This window comes from Polyangium sp. y55x31 (assembly GCF_029946505.1).
GTDB lineage: Bacteria > Myxococcota_A > Polyangia > Polyangiales > Polyangiaceae > Polyangium.
Map to the genome: position 1 here is coordinate 127,139 of NZ_JARZHG010000031.1, position 18,087 is coordinate 145,225.

The 18,087-nt window shown below is 69.6% G+C and carries 11 protein-coding genes and 1 pseudogene; 6 read left to right on the forward strand and 6 right to left on the reverse strand.

Annotated features, from left to right (window positions below; genetic code table 11):
• Positions 1 to 96: 96 nt before the first annotated feature.
• The 3 genes from tpx to QHF84_RS37345 all read right to left on the reverse strand — a co-directional run bounded on the left by tpx (position 97) and on the right by QHF84_RS37345 (position 3,350).
• Positions 97 to 588, reverse strand: coding sequence for a thiol peroxidase (tpx, locus tag QHF84_RS37335; RefSeq protein ID WP_281318315.1), 492 nt, complete (start codon positions 586 to 588; stop codon positions 97 to 99).
• Between the two features lie 75 nt (positions 589 to 663).
• Positions 664 to 1,494: an SDR family oxidoreductase gene (locus tag QHF84_RS37340; RefSeq protein WP_281318316.1), complete on the reverse strand. Its 831-nt coding sequence runs from the start codon at positions 1,492 to 1,494 to the stop codon at positions 664 to 666.
• Between the two features lie 44 nt (positions 1,495 to 1,538).
• Positions 1,539 to 3,350, reverse strand: a complete 1,812-nt coding sequence (locus QHF84_RS37345; protein ID WP_281318317.1) for a hypothetical protein — start codon at positions 3,348 to 3,350, stop codon at positions 1,539 to 1,541.
• An 85-nt stretch (positions 3,351 to 3,435) separates the two neighbouring features.
• On the opposite strand from QHF84_RS37345, the gene QHF84_RS37350 reads away from it, so the two are divergent.
• Positions 3,436 to 6,885 carry a serine/threonine-protein kinase gene (locus tag QHF84_RS37350; protein ID WP_281318318.1) on the forward strand — a complete coding sequence of 1,150 codons (3,450 nt, stop codon included), beginning with the start codon at positions 3,436 to 3,438 and terminating at the stop codon, positions 6,883 to 6,885.
• Entirely contained in the window at positions 6,882 to 9,356 is a 2,475-nt protein-coding gene (gene mgtA, locus QHF84_RS37355) for a magnesium-translocating P-type ATPase (protein ID WP_281318319.1), read from the forward strand. Before QHF84_RS37350 ends, mgtA begins: the two co-directional genes overlap by 4 nt.
• A 47-nt stretch (positions 9,357 to 9,403) precedes the next feature.
• Here the strand turns inward: mgtA and QHF84_RS37360 are convergent, their stop codons facing one another.
• Positions 9,404 to 10,171, reverse strand: a complete 768-nt coding sequence (locus QHF84_RS37360) for a class I SAM-dependent methyltransferase (protein WP_281318320.1) — start codon at positions 10,169 to 10,171, stop codon at positions 9,404 to 9,406.
• Between the two features lie 613 nt (positions 10,172 to 10,784).
• On the opposite strand from QHF84_RS37360, the gene QHF84_RS37365 reads away from it, so the two are divergent.
• Positions 10,785 to 11,573, forward strand: a complete 789-nt coding sequence (locus tag QHF84_RS37365; RefSeq protein ID WP_281318321.1) for a hypothetical protein — start codon at positions 10,785 to 10,787, stop codon at positions 11,571 to 11,573.
• A gap of 18 nt (positions 11,574 to 11,591) precedes the next feature.
• On the opposite strand, the gene QHF84_RS37370 is transcribed toward QHF84_RS37365, so the two are convergent.
• The gene (locus QHF84_RS37370; protein ID WP_281318322.1) at positions 11,592 to 13,640 is read right to left on the reverse strand and encodes a TonB-dependent receptor; all 2,049 of its coding nucleotides are present in this window, start codon (positions 13,638 to 13,640) and stop codon (positions 11,592 to 11,594) included.
• Between the two features lie 218 nt (positions 13,641 to 13,858).
• Here QHF84_RS37370 and QHF84_RS37375 point away from each other — a divergent pair, with 218 nt between their 5' ends.
• From QHF84_RS37375 to QHF84_RS37385, 3 genes are all read left to right on the forward strand, one after another.
• Complete coding sequence (locus tag QHF84_RS37375; protein ID WP_281318323.1) at positions 13,859 to 14,434, forward strand: hypothetical protein; 576 nt, start codon at positions 13,859 to 13,861, stop codon at positions 14,432 to 14,434.
• Between the two features lie 178 nt (positions 14,435 to 14,612).
• Complete coding sequence (locus QHF84_RS37380) at positions 14,613 to 15,737, forward strand: M50 family metallopeptidase (protein WP_281318324.1); 1,125 nt, start codon at positions 14,613 to 14,615, stop codon at positions 15,735 to 15,737.
• A 5-nt stretch (positions 15,738 to 15,742) separates the two neighbouring features.
• On the forward strand, positions 15,743 to 16,474 hold the full coding sequence (locus QHF84_RS37385; RefSeq protein ID WP_281318325.1) for a hypothetical protein: 732 nt from the start codon (positions 15,743 to 15,745) through the stop codon (positions 16,472 to 16,474).
• 80 nt (positions 16,475 to 16,554) lie between these two features.
• On the opposite strand, the pseudogene QHF84_RS37390 reads toward QHF84_RS37385, so the two are convergent.
• Positions 16,555 to 18,087, reverse strand: a pseudogene (locus tag QHF84_RS37390) (hypothetical protein); the annotation flags it as partial.

Genomic DNA, 18,087 nt, shown 5'->3' on the forward strand with positions numbered 1-18,087 from the left:
CGCCAGATTGTCAGGGCGCCTGGAAGCGGCGTCAATGTCTGGAAATGTGTAATCTTTTTCGCGGGGAAGGCGCGAAGGGAGCGAGGCGGGGAGGGATCAGCCGAGGGCGGCGATCGCTGCGTCGTAATTCGGCTCCTGGGCGATCTCGGGGACGAGCTCGGCGTGGATGACCTTGTTGCCCTCGTCGAGGACCACCACGGCGCGCGCCGTCAGGCCGGCGAAGGGGCCCTCGGTGATCTCGACGCCGTAATCCTTGCCGAACGAGGAGCGGAACGCGGAGAGCGACTCGCACTTGTCGATGCCCTCGGCGCCGCAGAAGCGCTTCTGCGCGAAGGGCAGGTCCTCGGAGATGTTCAGCACGGTCACGCCCTTCTCGGAGGCGAGCTTGTTGAACTTGCGCACCGAGATGGCGCAGACGGGCGTGTCGATGCTCGGGAAGATATTGAGGATCTTCTTGCCCGAGAACGAAGAGAGCGAGGCCCGGGAGAGGTCCGCCCGGAGGAGCTGGAAATCGGGCGCCGCGCTCCCCTGCTTCGGCAGATCGCCGGCCGTGTGAATCGGATTGCCCTTCAGCGTGATCGTCGCCATGGTGGATGGTCTCCCTGTTCGGTTTGGCGCGGAGTGTACACACAAGGGCGAGCGCCACAAGGGGCGAAACTCACCCTACGTGACGTCCGGCAGACCCTCGATGCCCACGAGCTTCGCGCTGACCTCGTAGAGCCGGCGCTGAAGCGCGCGATCGTGCGAAGCCTTCGACGAGGCCTCTTCGTGCTCGTCGGAGAAGTATTTGCAGGTGACGCCGGCGAGCGCGGGGTCGATCGCGAGCCGGACGGACGTGGCGGCGCCCTGCACGACCGTGCCCCCGCCCATGCCGAAGCCGCTGCGCAAAAGCTTCGTGCCGATGACGCCCGGGTGCAGCGCATTCGAGGTGATGCGCGTCCCCGCGAGGCGCCTGCCGATTTCATAGGCGAAAAGCACGTTCGCGAGCTTCGACGTGGCATACGCCGTATAACCGTGAAAATACCGCTCCGAGGTGAGGTCCGTGAAATCGATCTGCCCGCGGGCATGGGCGATCGAGCTCACGGTGACGATGCGGCCGCCGTCGCTCTCGCGCAGGTGCGGCAAAAGCAGATGCGTGAGCAAAAACGGCGCGAGGTGATTGACCGCGAACGTCGTCTCGAATCCGTCCTCCGTGAGCTTTCGCTCGTGCATGAAGACGCCCGCATTGTTGAGCAGCACGTCGAGCCGCTCCACGTGGGCCATGACGTCCGCGGCGAGCGCGCGGACCGCCGCCATCGACGAGAGATCGGCGGCGACGGGGACGAGATCACCCGATCGGCTCTCCTTGGCGAGCACTTCGCAGACGGCCTTCGCTTTCGCCGCGGTCCGCCCGTGCACGAGGACGCGGGCGCCGCGGCGAAGGAGCTCGAGCGCGGTCTGGCGTCCGATTCCGTCGGTCGCGCCGGTGACGAGGACGATCCGCTGCTGGGACATGCTGACGTCTGCCTGAAAAGGGATAAGGGGAAGGGATCCGAGCGTCAAGGCACGGGCGCGGGCTCCGGCGGTCCGGCGTCCTTGACCGCGACGGAGCCGATGAGCGACATCGTGCGACGCTCGTAGTTCGGATCCGTGCCCAAGGACTCGAAATAGATCCGCGCCCCGTCCTCGGAGAAGGCCGGATATCGCTCGTTCCAGGGGTTCTGGGTGAATCGACGGACGGCCTGTTGCTCGATGTCGAACATGTACACGTCCCCGCCCTGGGTGAACGTGACGAGCTTGCCGTCGGGCGAGAAGCTCGGGTTTTCCGAGACCGACCCGGTCGCGAAGTTCAGGAGCTTGCCCGCCTCCACGTCGAAGATCGAGAGGTTCGTCCCCTCCATGACCAGCTTTTTCCCGTCGCGGCTCGCGTCGAGGGTCGAAAAGCGAGTGAACTCGGGCACCTCGTAAAGCGCCTTCACCGCGGGCGGCGAGGCGCCGAGGTCGGCGACGTACAAGGTCTGGTGCAAAGGCTTGGGCGCGGGCTCGCCTGCCCCCGCGCCCAAGACGAGCGGCTCTTCCTGCGCAATGGGCATGTGCAGGAACGCGAGGCGGTTCGCGTCGAGCCAGGCGAAGCCCGAGAAAAAGCCCCCCTCGGGCCCGCGCTCGTACAGCGTCTTGCCGTCGTCGAGCGAGACGACGGCAAGGTTGCCCGGACAATCACGGCAGGGCCGATCGTAGAGCGCCGCCGCCTTGCCGCCGGGCGCGACCTCGGGCGAGGAGAATCGGTGCTCCTCGTCGATGCGCAATCGCCGCGCCTTGCCGTCGGGGTCGACCACGGTGAGCGTCTTCGCCCAGCCGAACAGGTCCTCCGCGAACACGACACGCCCGCCGTCCGGGGCGGCCGCCGGATAACTGAAGAGATGGTATCCGCTCCAGAGCACCTTCCGTTCGCCGCCGGGCTGTCGCCATTCGAGGGTTTCGAGCCCCGTGATCCACGTGAGGTTCATGGTGCGCGGCGCGACGAACGGCGTGATGTCGGCCGTCTTCACGAGAAACCCGGGCGCGGCCGATCCGCCGAGCGCGTCGTCGGCGCCGAGCACGCTGTGGTAGGTGACCTTCGCGGGGCCCTTGTCGAACTCCTTGCGGCGCTTCTCCAGGTCCTCGTAGGTGCGTTGCGCGTCCTCGAGGCGACCGCCGCGGACCTCGACGTACTTTTTCGCCTTGGCGACGTGGTCGGCGAGCTTGATGTCATTGCCCTGGAAAATGGCCTGGATCGCCGGGTGCTTGATCAGGTGGGGCACGACCTGATCGAAGGCCTGGAGCGCGAGCGTGTCGGCGAGGCGGCGGAAGGCCTCGGCCTTCTGCTTGCCGCCCGACCAGCCGACGAGGCGCCCGGTCTGCGCGACCTCGTCGCGGACGTGGTGCACTTCGAGCGAGGCATCGGCGCGGAGCTCGAAGTAGCCGCCTTCCACGGGGTGTTCGATCATCTCCGGCGTGAGCTTGGCCTTGACGACGAACGCGGCGCGCAGCTTCTTCGCGGCCTCCTCGGGGCTCTCGGATTCCCGCAGGACTTCGAGCACCGCGGGGTCGCCGGCGCGCACGGGCTCGAAGCCGATCGCGTCGAGGCGCTGGCAAAGCTCGTTCACGAGCATCGCCGAGGCCCGCGAGCCATCCCAGAAGTGACCGTCGAGGTCGACGGCGACGATGACACGCAAGGGCTCGGGCTCGCCGAGGGAGCGCAGGCCGAAGAACCCGGCCACGCCCACGAGCGCGGCGAGCGCGCCGGCGATGGGCCAGAAGCGGCGCTTCTTGGGGACGAGCTCCGGCGGGATCTCCGTCTCGGTCTCGGCAGGCTCGGCGGGAGTGGTCATGGCCGTACGTTCGCGCATAACCTCGCGACGCGCGGGAGGCAATGGTAGCGTTGCCGGTTCGAGGCGAAGGTAGAGTAGAGAGGACATGCTCGGGATCGGAGACACCCTGGGGGGGCGGTTCGAGCTCGTGCGGCTCGCGGGGACCGGCGGGATGGGAGAGATTTACGAGGCGCGGGAGCACGCGACCGGCGAGCGGCTCGCCGTGAAGGTGCTCCGGGTCGGGCGGGAAGAGGCCGCCGAGCGCTTCGAGCGGGAGGCGCAGATCCTCTCCACCTCGTCGCACCCGCATATCGTGCGGTACGTGGCGCGCGGGGCCCTGCCGACCGGAGAGCCCTGGCTCGTGATGGAATGGCTCGAAGGGGAGGACCTCGCGAGCCGCCTCCGGCGCGGCCCGCTCGGCGTCGCGGAGTGCGTTCGATTGCTGCGGGCCGCGGCCGAGGCGCTCGGCGCCATGCACGCGCGGGGCGTCGTGCATCGCGACATCAAGCCGAGCAACCTGTTCCTCGTCGGCGGGCGTATCGAGGGATTGAAGGTGCTCGATTTCGGCATCGCCCAGCTCCCGGGGGCCTCGCGGCTGACGGATACGGGGTTGATCCTCGGGACGCCCGGGTACATGGCCCCCGAGCAAGCGCGGGATCGGGAGGCGGTCGACGCGCGGGCCGACGTGTTTTCGCTCGGCGCGGTCCTCTTCGAATGCCTAACCGGCCGGCCTGCGTTTCGCGGAGGCACGTTCCTCGCCGTCATGAGCAAGACGCTCTTCGAGGAGCCGCCGCGGCTGCGGGAGTTCGTCCCGGGGGCGCCCGAGGCGCTCGAGGCGCTGCTCATGCGAATGCTTTCGAAACACCCGGAAGACCGGCCGGCCGATGGCGGGGCCGTCGCCTTGGCCCTCTCGGGCGCGTGGATCATGGACGACGCCACGGCCCCGGAGCGACCGCGGAGCGCCATTACCGGGAGCGAGCGGCGCACGATCGTGCGGCGGCAGATCGCGGAGGGCCCGCGACGTTTGCTCGGAAAGGCCACGCCGTGCGTGGGCCGGGAGCGCGACCTCGGCATGGTCGCGCAGCTCTTCGACGAATGCGTGGAGGACGGGATCGCGCACGCCCTGCTCGTCGTGGCGCCGCCGGGGATGGGCAAATCGCGCCTCGCGTACGAGTTTTTGCGTATGCTGCGCGCCCGGAGCGAGCCCCCTTCGATCTGGAATGCGCGCGCCGATCCGCTCCGGCAAAGCTCGGCGTTTGGCCTCCTCGGCCAGGCCCTCCGCGTCGCGTGTGGCCTTCGCGAAGGTCCGCCGCTCGAAGCGCGGCGGGACGATCTGATCGCGCGGATCACGGAGCGCATGGGGCCCGCGGGGCGGCCCGTGGCCGAGCTGCTCGGCGAGATCGTGGGCGTGCCTTTTCCGGACGCCGAGAACACGAAGCTCCGCGAGGCGCGCAAGAATGCCCAGCTCCTTTCGGATCGAATCCAGGACGCCTGGCTCTCCTTCCTGCAGGCCGAATGCGCCGCGGCGCCGGTGCTGCTCGTGCTCGACGATCTGCAATGGAGCGATCGGCCGACGGTCGAGCTCGTGGACGCCGCGCTGCGGGAATGCCGGAGCTCTCCGCTCTTCGTGCTCGCGCTCGGGCGGCCGGAGGTCCACGAGCTCTTTCCGAACCTCTGGTCGAAGCGGCGCTTTTACGAGCTCCGGCTCCGCAAGCTCGGCCTCCGGGCGAGCGAGGAGCTCGTCCGGTACGTGCTCGGCGAGGCGGCCTCGGAGGACACGGTCACGCGGATCTGCGCGCTCTCCGACGGCAATGCGTTTTACCTGGAGGAGCTCATCCGCGCGACGGGGGAGAACCGCACGGCGCTGCCGGAGACCGTGGTCTCCATGGTGCAATCGCGGCTCGCGCAGCTCGACGGCACGGCGCGGCGCATGCTCCGGGCGGCCAGCGTCTTCGGGGAGACGTTCTGGGCCGGCGGGGTCGCGGCCTTGATGGGCGACAGCCATCACGTGATCGAGATGCAGGCGGGGTTTTCGCGGCTCATCGACGGCGAGCTCGTCGTCCGGGTGCGCGAGAGCCGGTTCCCCGGCGAAGAGGAGTTCCGCTTCCGCCACGCGCTCCTCCGGGAGGGCGCGTATTCGATGCTGCTCGGCGAGGACCGCGCGCTCGGCCACCTCCTCGCCGGGCAATGGCTCGAACGGCGCGGCGAAGAGGACCCGTCGGTCCTGGCCGAGCATTTCGAGCGCGGCGGCGACCTCGCGCGCGCCCTCCATTTTCATACACGCGCGGCGGAGCGATCGTTCGCGCATTCCGACCTCGACGGCGTCCTCTCCCATGTCGAGCGCGGGGTCTCGTGCGGGGCGACCGGGGACGTGCTCCTCGACCTGCGGAGCTGGCAGCTCATGGTCCACCATTACCGCTGGAGCTACACCGAGGAGGTCCTGCGCCTCGGCGAGGAGGTGCGGGCGCTCGCGCGGCCCGGCAGCGCCGCCTGGTGCAGGGCCACGTTCGTCCTCTGCTCGTACTGGATGTTCACTGGCCGAAAGGATCGCGTGATCGCATTCGCGGCGGACCTCGCCGCCGTCCAGCCGGACCACGCGGCCCGCACCATCGCGATGGAAATGGCGTCGATGATCGTCAGCGGAATGGCCGTGACCGGCGACCGCGTGATGGCGCGCGAGATGCTCGCCTACGTGCGGCGCGCCGAGGAGACGCTGGACGAGACGGACGTCCGGGAGCGCTGCCATGCCTATCAGACCCGGGCCTGTCATCTCATGTTCTTGGAGCTCGATCCCTGGGAGGCCTACGTCCTCTTCCGCAAGGTGGCTGCGGGCTTCGCGGAGGTGGGGGACCTCCGGCAACTGGTATTCACGCAATGTGCCACCGCGCTCATGCTGATGTGGATGGGGCAACGCGAGAAGAGCGAGGCGCTCGCGCGTGATACGCTGCCCCTCGCCCGGCACGTGGGGGACCCGCTGATGCTCGCGCAAACCATGAGCACCATCCAGTGGGTCCTGATGATGCTCGGCGACGTCCGCGACGCCGAAGAGCTCAGGCGCCTTTCGCACGAGAGCATCGAGCTTTGCCCCGCCTCCACCTTGTTCGCCAGGTTCGCCCACGGATGCCTTGCGAGTGCATTGCTGCACGAGGGGGACCTCGCCGGCGCCGAGGCCGAGGCGCGCGAGGCGCGCGAGGCCCTTTCGACCACGCCGAGCCATCGATTGCCCGCGACGACGTTCCTCGTCACGGCGCTGATCCGGCAAAGCCGCGCGGCCGAGGCGCGCGGGATCGCCGAGCAGGACCTCGAACGGCTCTCGGCGCAGGGATGCATGGGGCTCACCGAGAGCCGATTTCGCCTCGCGGTCGTGGAGGCCCGCATGGCGGCGGGGGACATGGATGCGGCGCGGGAGGCGCTTTCGGCGGCGCGGGAGGGGCTGCTCTCGACCGCGAAGAGAATCGGCGATCCGGCATTTCGACGGAGCTTCCTCGAAGACGTGCCGGCGCATCGGAGGACGCTCGCGCTCGCAGAAGAGCTCGGCCTCGGAGGAGCACATTGAACACGGATCAGGGTCTTTCGCAGGCCGAAGCCACAAAGCAGCTCGCGCTCCACGGACGCAACGTGCTCCTCGGGGCGAGGCGCCGCTCCGCCGCCCTCGAGTTATTGGCTCGATTCAAGAACCCGCTCATTCTCCTGTTGCTCGCGGCGTGTGTCGTCTCGGCGCTGACGGGGGACCTCGAGAGCTCCACGATCATCATGGTCGTGGTGGTCTTGAGCGTGGTGCTCGATTTCGTGCAGGAGCACCGCGCCGGCCGGGCGGCCGAGGAGCTGCGCAAAGCGACGCGGGTCCGCGCGACCGTCCTGCGTGACGGCGCGCCGCGCGACGTGCCCACCGAGGAGATCGTCCCCGGCGACGTCGTGCTCCTCGCGGCCGGCGACCTCGTCCCCGCCGATGGAACGCTCCTCGAAGCGCGCGACCTCTTCGTCAATCAGGCGCTCCTCACGGGCGAGCCGTATCCCGTGGAAAAACACCCGGGGCCGAGCGCGGACGACACGAATGCGGACGGCGCGACGGGGACGGTCTTCATGGGCACGTCCGTGATCAGCGGCAGCGGCAAGGCGTTGATCACGCAGACGGGGACGAACACGGCGGTCGGCAAGATCGGCGTGGCATTGACCCGGCAGCCGCCGCCCACGGCCTTCGAGCTCGGCACGCGTAATTTCGGCCTGCTCATCCTGCGCCTGGCGATGTGGATGGTGCTGTTCGTGCTGCTCGTGAACCTGGTCCGCGAGCGCACGTGGCTCACCTCGTTCATGTTCGCCATTGCGCTCGCGGTGGGCCTCGCGCCGGAGCTCTTGCCCATGGTCGTCTCGGTGACCCTGGCGCGGGGCGCGCTGCGGATGTCGCGCAAGAAGGTGCTCGTCAAGCGGCTCTCGGCCATTCACGACCTCGGCAGCATGGACGTGCTCTGCACGGACAAGACCGGGACCTTGACGGAGGCGCGCATTCGCCTGGAGAAACACCTCGACCCGCTGGGAGAGGACAGCGCGCGGGTGCTCGAGCTCGCCTACCTCAACAGCCATTTCGAGTCGGGCCTGCGGAGCCCGCTCGACGAGGCGATCCTGCGGCACCAGACGATCGACGTCCGCGGCTGGGAGAAGCTCGACGAGGTGCCTTTCGACTTCGAGCGGCGGCGCATCTCGGTCCTCTTGCAGCGAAACGGCGACAGGCGGCTCGTCGTGAAGGGCGCGTTCGAGGAGATCCTGCGGCTCTCGACGCATTACGAAGGGAATGGGCCCGAGGACGTCCGCCCCCTCGACGCGGCGGCGCGGCGCGCCTTTTTCGAGCGATTCGAGGACCTCGGGCGGGAGGGCTACCGCGTGCTCGGGATCGCCTGGAAAGCCGAGGCGCCCGATTGCAAGCACGTGGTGATCGGCGACGAGACCGAGCTCGTCTTCGCGGGGTTCGCCGCCTTCGAGGACCCGCCGAAGGAGAGCGCGGGGGCGGCGCTCCGAGCGCTCCACGACGCAGGCGTGTCCGTGGTGATCGTGACGGGGGACAACGAGCACGTGGCCGCGCACGTGTGCAAAAAACTCGGCGTCCCGGTGCGCGGGACCCTCACGGGGACGGAGCTCGACAAGCTCGACGTGAACGCGCTCCGGGCGCGCGTGGAGAGCGTGAACCTGTTTTGCCGGCTGAACCCGACGCAGAAGAACCGGGTGATCCTCGCCTTGAAGAAGCGGGGGCGCGTGGTCGGGTATCTCGGCGACGGGATCAACGACGCGCCGTCGCTTCATTCGGCGGACGTGGGGATCTCGGTGGACAGCGCGGTGGACGTGGCGAAGGAGGCGGCGGACATCATCCTGCTCGAGCAAAACCTCTCGGTGGTGGCGGACGGGATCATCGAGGGGCGGCGGACGCTCGGCAACATCCTCAAATACATCCTGATGGGGACGAGCTCGAACTTCGGCAACATGTTCAGCATGGCGGGCGCGGCGCTGTTCCTCCCGTTCCTGCCGATGCTGCCGGCGCAGATCCTCCTGAACAATTTCCTGTACGACCTCTCCGAATTGCCGATCCCGACCGACCGGGTGGACGATGACTTCGTGGCCCGCCCGCACCGCTGGGACATGCCGTTCATTCGTCGGTTCATGCTGGTGATCGGGCCGGTGAGCTCGCTCTTCGATTTCGCGGCGTTCACGCTGCTCCTCGAGCTATTCCACGGCGACGAGCGGCTGTTCCAGACGGGCTGGTTCGTGGAATCGCTGGCGACGCAGGTGCTCGTGATTTTCGTGATCCGGACGCAGGGGAGCCCGCTGCGGGGAAAGCCGAGCCGGGCGCTCCTGGCGACGAGCCTGCTCGTGGTGGCGCTCGCGATGCTGCTGCCCTTCACGCCGATCGGGCCCAAGGTGGGATTCGCCCCGCTGCCGCCGGTGTTTTTCGCGGCCCTCGTGCCGCTCGTGGCGGCGTATCTGGCGACGGTCGAGGCGGTGAAGCGGTGGTTTTATCGGCGGTACGGGTGGGCTTGAGCGGTCGCTCCGGATTTCGCCGGGCCCCTGCGGGGATGGAACGCCGGTCAAGAAGGCATGTTGAGGACGAGCCGCAGGCCGGCGTCGTATTCGTCGAGCTTTCGCAAATGGCCATGGCGCGCGTCCCAGGTGCCGTCTTCGAGATCGCGGCGCACCGCGGCGACCACGCGCTGCACGACCGCGGGCTCCATCCGGGCGAAGCCCGAGGTGGCGTTCCGCGCGTCTTCATCGAGCACCCGCTCGGGATGCGCCCAGAATGACACGAGCGACCAATCACACGTGTCGCGCGGAATGGGCACCACCTGGACCTCGGTGCGGCCGCCGAGCCAGGCCGCGAGCTGCGCCGGGCGAGGGAACGTCCGATGGTCGAGCGCCGCGACCTCGGGCAGGTAATCGGCCATCAACCACATGGCGCCGCTCACGTCCGGATCACAGGTGACGATGACGACCGGGCCCGTCGCGACCCGTCGCATCTCGCGGACGCCCGCTTCCTGCCCTTCATCCCAGTGGTGGACGGACAGGACGGTCATGGCCGCATCGACGCTGCCATCACGCAGCGGCAGCGAATCGGCCGTCGCCCGGATCGCAGGGGCGAGCTCGCGAGGGCGCTGCCCGGCCATGACGTCGCTCGGCTCGATGGCGACCACATAACGATCGCGCGGCTCATAAGAGCCGGTCCCCGCGCCGACATTGACGACGGTGCGGGCTGGACCGAGCGCCGCGAGGATGCGATCGCGAAGGCGCGGGTCCTCCTTGCGGGTCTGGGCATACCCCTGGCCGATGAGGTCGTATCGCGGCTTGGAAAGGGGCTCCATGGCGGTTGTGCGCACGGAGTATCACCGCTTCGAGCGGCGCGCACTTTCCCCTGCCCTTCACGAATCGAGAGATCGGCCTCGGCGCCGCGCCAACCGCCCCGGACCGCGCGCTCCTTCGGGCCTGGCGCATCGCCGAGCGCCGCCCCGACCGTCCGGACCACGCTCCGGCGCTACGCCAAGCCGTCCCCCGGTCCCGCCGACCCCCGCTCGGCGCATCGCCGAGCCCCCTCCGCCCCGCCCGGACCTCCCCTCGGCGCATCGCCGAGCGCGACCCGACCCGTCCGGACCTCCGCTCGGCGCATCGCCAAGCCCCTTCCTTCCCCCCCGGATCCTGCCTTGGCGCGTCGCCGCGCCTCACCCCGAGCGCTCCGACCTCCCCCCGGCGCCTCGCCGAGCCCGTCCCCCACCGCCCCGACCTCCGCTCGGCGCATCGCCGCTCCGTTCTGGAGCGCTGCCGCTCCATTTTGGACCACCCACTCGCTCCGTTTCGGATCACTCCCCAGGCCCATCCTCCGTTTTCCGCTCCTTCCATGCTTGGCACCCGCCTTGCTGCATCTCCCCTCGAACCCGCCGCGCGGCATCCCGCCGCGCTCGTTTCAGCGAGGTGTTTGCCATGTCGATCAACAACTCCCCCGCCAAGCTCTCCCGCGCCCAGAAGGCCACGATCGGCCGCAAGCTCCACGACAACCTCGTCCTCCGCGCCCAAAAAGGCCCGCCCGAGCCCATGCTCGACGCCTTCATCCCCCCGCTCGACGCCGTCACCACGCGCCTCGAAACCCACGTGGTCGGCAAGGACGAGACGAGCGCCGCACGCGCCGCGCACGGCGACCGCAGCGAAAAAGCAGATATCGAGGTCGATACCCTCGCGCGGCACATCGAGGGATACATCCACATCGAGTCGATCCGCCGCGCAGGTCCCCACGTCACCTCGGTCCGCGCGCTCCACGCCGCCGCATTTCCGCGCGGGCGCGCATTCCTCGATGATCGCGTCCCCGACGAGAACCAGGAGATTCGTAGAATCCTCGCCGTCCTGCGCGCGCCCGAGCACGCGTCGACGCTCGCCGGCATCTCGTTTCCCCTGGAATGGCTCGACCGCCTCGAATTCGCGGTCGGAGAGAGTGACCTCGCGCTCGCCGAGAAGGCCACGGCGCGCGGCGCAATCGGCGACCACATCAGCCTGGGCAAGGATGCCGAGGCCGCGTGGGTCGACCTGGTCGGGCGCCTGCGGAAGTTCCTCGAATCTCGCGCGCCGGCGGGGAACGTCGAGGTCGCCCTGGAAAACGGGGCGCTGCTCGCCCCCCTGAACGACGCGATCGCCCACGCGAAGGCCCTCGCCGCCGCGCGCGCGACGCGTCGGGCGAAAAAGATGACCGCGCCCGTCGTGGAGCCGGCGACGGGCTGATGCCACGGCCGCGGCGGATCACGGCGCCCGAAACTTCAGCGTCACCCACACCGTCCGCCCCGGCAGCGGAAACCCCAAAAAGTCACTGACAGGGACCGCCACGCTCGTCCGTGAGAGCGGCGACGGCACCCGCAACGTGCGTACGTCGAAGAGGTTTTGCACCTCGACGCCGATCCGCAGCGACGAGCTGCGCGGGACGTCGAGCGACGCGCCCGCGCTGTGGAAGAGGCGCGGCGGGACGAGGATCGTGCCCGCCGTGTCCACCGTCGTACCCGCCACCGCGTCGATGCCATAACGCAGCCGCACCGGGCCGAATCGATACGCCGCGTCGTACGAGAGGTCGTGCAGCGGGCGGCCCGGCAAGGGTCTGCCACGCGAGAGCGGATCCTCGCCGAGGTTTTCCGTGTGCATGAGCGTGTAGCTCAACGTGGTCGCGAGGTGCGTCGAGGTGAGCGACGCCGAGACCTCGGCGCCCGCGATGCGCGCCGCGTCCACGTTGCCCGCGCGGAACGTGCTGCGGCCGAGCGGCAAGAAGACGATGAGGTCGCGCGCCGAGGTGACGAACCCGACGAGCTCGTAGTGAAACGCGACGCGCCCCGTCGCGAGGTCGCCGTGCACGCCGACGTCGGCCGCGAGCGCGCCCTCGACGCGCAAGCGCGGGTCGCCGAGCAAGCTGCCCCGATCGCCGTAGAGCTCGACGAAGCTCGGGAAGCGGCGAAGGAAGCCCGCGTGCGCCGAGAGGATCGCCGCATCGGCGAAGCGATACGAGGCGCCGACGTGGCCACTCGGGACGAGGTCGCTCGCCGTGGGGTTCGTGTCGCCGGTCGGGGAGAGCGAAGCAGGGATGTCGGTCGCGCGGTCGCGTCGCGCGTCGAGGCGCGCCGTGGCGAAGAGGCGGAGCGCGTCGACGGGGCGCGCTTCGAGCTCGACGCCGAGGCCACCCGCGAGGCGCGACGCCGTGACGCCCGCGAGCACGGAGCTCGTCTCCGGAGGCGCGAGGGACTCGCCGCGAAGATCGAGGAAGACGCCGAGGCTCGATCGCGCGAGGCGCGGGAACGCGGCGCGGTAGCCGAGGGAGCCGCCCGCCGCGAGGATCGACTGGCGTGCGTCGACGGCGACACGCGTGGGATCGATCTCGCCGTTCGGATCCGAGAAGGTCGCGCCCTCGCGTCGCCCCCACGCCTGCACGCGGAGCGAGCCGCGCGCGACGTCACGCACGGTGGCGTCGACGCCGAGGACGAGGCGATCCGTTTCGAGGCGCGGGAGCAACGTGGGGAACGTGGCCGAGCCGGGCAAACCCACGCGTCGCGCGTCTCCGAGGAAGGTCGCGCCGATCGTGCCCCACGATCGTTCGAGCGCGACGCGGCCGATGGCGCCCGCAGAGACAGCGCCCGCGTTCGTGCGCTCGAGTGTGTCGAGTTTGTTCGTGCGCGCGTTGGTGATCTCGTACGGGAAGTTCCCATCGGAGCGCGCGCCGAAGACGCCGAGGCCGATCGTGACGTCGCCGATCTTGCGCGCGTCGCCGGCGCGGACCTTGAGCGCGCCGAAGGAGCCCGCGAGCAGTTGCCACTCGGTGCGCGCGCCCGCGAGCGGCGTCGGCGGATCGATGACGAGGACGCCGCCGAGGTAGCCGGTGGCGCCGAGCGAGGCCGGCGCGAAGCCGCGGTACACACGGAAACTCGCGCCGGGCCAGAGCGGGAGAGAGCCGACGTCGAGCGAAGGATCCGCGCCGCTCGTGAGCGGGATGCCGGCGAGCAGGACGCCGACCTGCGTGGACGCCGAGCCGCGGATGGAGAGCGTGGACTGCGCGCCGTCAGCGCCGAGGCGACGCACGTGTACGCTCGGCAGCTCGGCGAGGAGGGAAGCCGCGTCGATGGGCTCGCGGGCACGTTCGTCGACGGACGCGCGCGTGACGAACGCAGGCGCGGTGGAGCCGCGGACGGTGACGTCGAGCGGCGCGGGCTTCGCAGGTTCTTCCTCCTCGGCAGCCTCGCCACGCACGGGGACCACGAGCGCCGCGACGAACGCGGCCGCGACGAGGGAACGTGCGCTCGTGCGAGAGGACATGCCGATCCGGGAGGTTGGTCCGCGTGCTGGTACGGGGACGAACCGGGCCGCTCGTAGATCGATCCCCTCCGCGAGGCGAGCGTTTGCTGCGGGAATGCCGCCCTCGACGCAAAAAACCGCAAGAAACGCCGTTTCGCTGGAATGTCCAGTTACCACCGACCGAGCGAGTTGATGCTGGTTCCTTCCTCTCCGGAAATTCTCTTGCTACGAAGGGTTCCATGAAGACGCGCACGACACACCGCTTGCTTGCTGCAGGTCTCGCTGCCGCCGGGGCCTTCGTGGCGTACTCGCCGGACGCCCACGCCGTCGACTGGGTGATCAAGAGCCCCTCGCAGCACCCGAGCTACCGGGCCGAGCTCGAGCCGCACGCCAACTTCATCCTGTTCCGGCGCGGCTACGGCGCCGGTCGCTACGGACGAGGTGCCGAGCTCGGCGGTGGCTTCCGCGCCACGATCGAGCTCGCCGATCCGATGTTCATCAAGAAGATCAACAACACGATCGGCATCTCGTTCGGCCTCGATTTCACCGAGTGTCGCTACTGCCGCTACTACCGCGACAACTACGCGATCTGGTCGCCCGTGGCGCTGCAGTGGAACTTCTTCCTCACGAAGAGCTGGAGCGCGTTCGGCGAGTTCGGCGGCATCGTCCGCAGCGAGGGCGCCTTCCGCTACGTCGACATCGACCCCGCCATCTGGGTCGGCACGCGTATCCACTTCAACAACGACATCGCCCTCACGTTCCGCCTCGGCTACCCGATGTTCAGCGTGGGCGTGTCCTTCTTCGTCGGGAGCTGAAAGGCCCCCCGCGGCCGGCCCGCCTCCCGGCCCCCCCACCGCTCCCCGCCCCCCGGGGACGGGCCCGCCCGCGCGCATGCCGCGCCCCCCTCGTTCGAGCCTGAAAGCACGGTAAAGCTGGTCGTCCAAGCTTATCTCGCGCGTGCGGATCGTCCGCCGGGCAGGTAAACTGACGTCGATGTTCGGGATCCTGGCCCTCGCCTTGCTGATGGTCGTCCACGAAGGCGGGCACTTCCTCGCCGCGCGTATGTTCGGGATGCGCGTGCTGAAGTTCTCGATCGGGTTCGGACCGACGTTCTTCAAGGTCGCCCCGAAGGACGGCTACTACTGGTTCACCTCGGCCGCCGAGAAGGTGAAGCTCCGGCTCTGGAAGCACGACGCCGAGAAGCAAGGGCCGACGGTCTACCAGGTCGCGATGATCCCGTTCCTCGCGTACGTGCAGATCGCCGGGATGAACCCGCTCGAAGAGGTGGACCCGAAGGACAAGGGCAACTTCTCGAACGGCAGCCTTTGGGGCCGCATCGTCACGATCTTCAGCGGCCCACTCGCGAACTACCTCTTCGCCTCGGTGTTCTTCTTCGGCGCGACGCTCTACGGCGGCAAGGCGGCCGAGGTCGTGATCAACAACGAGCGTCAGCTCATGACGTACGTCGACGCGCTGCCCGGAAGGCCGGCGCACACGGCGGGCGTGCAGGCCGGCGACAAGATCGTCGAGGTCGCGGGCACGCCCGTCGCGACGTGGAACGAGATGGCGGAGCAGATCTCGAAGCGTCCTGGCGAGCCGATCAAGGTGGTGATCGAGCGCAAGGTCGACGAGAACCACGAGGAGCGGAAGACGCTCGACGTCACGCCCTCGAACGAGGACGGCAAGGGCAAGATCGGCGTCGCGCCGCACAAGCTGCCCGTGCCGATCAAGGAGGCGGCGATCTTCGCGCTGACCGAGCCGCCGAAGGTGGTGAAGAGCATCGGCGCGGGTCTGTCGCAGCTCTTCCGCGGCAACACCGAGGATCTCGGCGGGCCGCTGCGGATGATGAAGGAGACCGAGGACGCCGCGAAGCAAGGGCTCGCCGCGTACCTGTGGCTGCTCGGCGTGCTGTCGGCCTACATCGGGATCTTCAACCTGCTCCCGTTCCCCGCGCTCGACGGCGGCAGGCTCGTGTTCCTCGCGTACGAGGCGGTGACGCGGCGCAAGCCGAACGCGATGGTCGAGGTCTACACGAACGGCTTCGGCATCCTGACGCTGCTCGGGCTCGCGCTGTACATCACGGTCTTCAAAGACGTGCCGCACATGCTGTCGAAGTGATGACGATGCAACGCACGCTCCTCGGCGCCACGCTCGCGGCCTCACTCCTCTTCGGCGCCACGGGCTGCGTGACGCCGCGCGTGAGCCTCGCCGAAGGTCCACGCGAGTACGTCGCGACGGACTACGAGAGCGTGCTGCGCAAGTGGACGCGCACCGAAGATCTGTTCGCGGTGAGCGAGCTCGAAAACTACCTGACGGCGACGGCGACGTTCGAGTCGTGGGATTTTCGCTGGGCCTACGTCGTGCGGTACGTGCAGGACTACCGGCTCACGATCGATCAGCGCAAGAAGCTGCTCGAACGCACGCTCGACGAGACGCGACAGCGGCACCAGTTCTTCGTGGCGCTCTACGGCGGCGAGCGTCGGTTCAACGATCTGACGAAGGCCGACAGCGCGTGGATCGTGCGGCTGATCGACGACACCGGCAACGAGACGGCGCCGGAAGAGATCATCGCGATCACGAAGCCAAACGCGCTCGAACGGACGTACTTCCCGTACAGCACGGTGCACAGGCAAGCGTTCCGGATCCGCTTTCCGCGATCGACGGCGGATGGAAGGCCGACGATCTCGCCACAAGCGAAGTGGTTCGGCGTCCGCTTCGCCGGCGCCCAAGGCAACAGCGAGCTCATCTGGATGATCGAAGAGACGGGCCCCGCGGACGGTGCGAGCGCGCATGATCCCGCAAGCCCGAACGCGCCGACGGCGGAGCCGCCGAGCACGACGACCGCCGTGCGCTGAACCTCTCCTCCCCTCTCCGTCCTCTCCGCCCTCTTCTCCCCTCTCCCGAGAGGGAGAGGGGCTGGGGGTGAGGGAGTCCTTCAACGCGAAAGCAACTCGGCCACGAGCGGCACATCCGCCGCAAGCTCGAGCGCGAGCTTGCGATCCGCGACGAGCAGGAGCACGCCCGAAGCCTTCGCGCGTGACGTGAGCGGCGCAGGCACGCCGGCCCAGAGCGCGTCCGCGAAGAGGAGTTCTCCTGCGCGCGCCTCACCAACGACGGCCGGCGGATCCCCCTCCTGGATGTCGACGCCGCCACCGACCACGAAGATCAGGCCGGGCATCGGATCATTCTCCTGCGTGACGACCTCGCCCGGCTCGATCACGCGCATGTCGAGGCGCGTGGCGAGGCTGTCACGAGTCTTCGCGTCGAGCCCGCCGAGGGCGCCGATCGCGAGGCCCGTGCGCGCCTGCAAACGATCGGCGGTCGCCTTGCAATCGTCGAGGACCCAGGGGCACGAGCGGAGCGCGTGATCGAAGGTGGCGTCGTCCCACGAGGCGATCTTCGCGCCGCTCGCGCCGGTGACGAAATGCATGGCGAAGCCGCCTTCGAGCGAGCCGCGCGACGTCAGGAACGAGCGCGGACCCGCGACGTGGCCCGGTACGGTCGCATCGTCCGCGTAGACGGAGACCTCCCCCGTGATCACCAGCATCACGCCGAGCGCGCGCGATTGGCTGGGGCCGAGCTCCTCGATCTTCGCGGCGCGCGAGAGGGCGCGTTGTACGTCCTCGGGCAGGTCGGTGAGCGGCTCGATCGCTTCGAGCATGACGTCGCCGATGCGCGGCGGTCCCGAGGAGTTCGGCGCAGGTTCGGCAGCGGCAGCCGCAGGAGCGGGAGGCGGCGCGGGTTTGGGGGCCTCGGCCGCGGGCTGGGCCGCGTCGGGCTTGAGCGCGGCGAGCGCGGCGCGACCGGCGGTCGTGGCGGCGGCAGGGCGCGGCGGCGCGGGCGGCGGCATCGTGGTGCCGGACCGCTTCATGGCGTCGGGGACGGCGGGCGCCGTCTTCGCCGGCGGAGGCACGGCCCAGGCGGGCTCCTTCTCCGGCGTGGGTTGCGTCGCGACGGTCGGGGGCTTCGGCACGCGGAGCGCGCTCGCCGCGATGGGGCTCTGGAGCGTGTCGGAGAGGGCACGACGCGCCGCCGGGCTGATGCCGCCCGGCGCGGGCTTCGGGACCGTGACCTTGGCGGCTTCGGGCGGGGGCGCGTCGGTCTTGATGACGGGCGGCTGCGTCTTCGGCTCGGGGCGCGGCTCGGCGACGGGCGGGGAAGGCGTGGTCGCGGGGCCGCCGGGCTTGTGGATGGAAGCCGGCGCGGGGGCCTTCGGAGGCACGCTCGGCGCGCGCGGGGCTTGCTTTTGCGGGACGGTCGCTGCGTGGGCGGCGAGGTGTCCGGGCTGCGGCGCGGCGGCGGCTTCGGGATCACCCGAGCCGGCCGCTTCGGCGGCGGGCGCGGGAGCAGGCGCCGCGGGGGCCGGCGGTTCGGGAGCAGCCGGGACCGGCGGGGGCGGCGCGGCGGCGGCCTCGTGCGGCGTTTCGGCGACGGGCGGCGGCTGCGGGGCCGGCGGCAGAGGCGGCGG

Bases quoted from the DNA above. Each gene is read 5' to 3' on its own strand.
- tpx (WP_281318315.1), bottom strand. From the start codon at position 588: ATGGCGACGATCACGCTGAAGGGCAATCCGATTCACACGGCCGGCGAT.
- QHF84_RS37340 (WP_281318316.1), bottom strand. From the start codon at position 1,494: ATGTCCCAGCAGCGGATCGTCCTCGTCACCGGCGCGACCGACGGAATC.
- QHF84_RS37345 (WP_281318317.1), bottom strand. From the start codon at position 3,350: ATGACCACTCCCGCCGAGCCTGCCGAGACCGAGACGGAGATCCCGCCG.
- QHF84_RS37350 (WP_281318318.1), top strand. From the start codon at position 3,436: ATGCTCGGGATCGGAGACACCCTGGGGGGGCGGTTCGAGCTCGTGCGG.
- QHF84_RS37360 (WP_281318320.1), bottom strand. From the start codon at position 10,171: ATGGAGCCCCTTTCCAAGCCGCGATACGACCTCATCGGCCAGGGGTAT.
- QHF84_RS37365 (WP_281318321.1), top strand. From the start codon at position 10,785: ATGTCGATCAACAACTCCCCCGCCAAGCTCTCCCGCGCCCAGAAGGCC.
- QHF84_RS37370 (WP_281318322.1), bottom strand. From the start codon at position 13,640: ATGTCCTCTCGCACGAGCGCACGTTCCCTCGTCGCGGCCGCGTTCGTC.
- QHF84_RS37375 (WP_281318323.1), top strand. From the start codon at position 13,859: ATGAAGACGCGCACGACACACCGCTTGCTTGCTGCAGGTCTCGCTGCC.
- QHF84_RS37380 (WP_281318324.1), top strand. From the start codon at position 14,613: ATGTTCGGGATCCTGGCCCTCGCCTTGCTGATGGTCGTCCACGAAGGC.
- QHF84_RS37385 (WP_281318325.1), top strand. From the start codon at position 15,743: ATGCAACGCACGCTCCTCGGCGCCACGCTCGCGGCCTCACTCCTCTTC.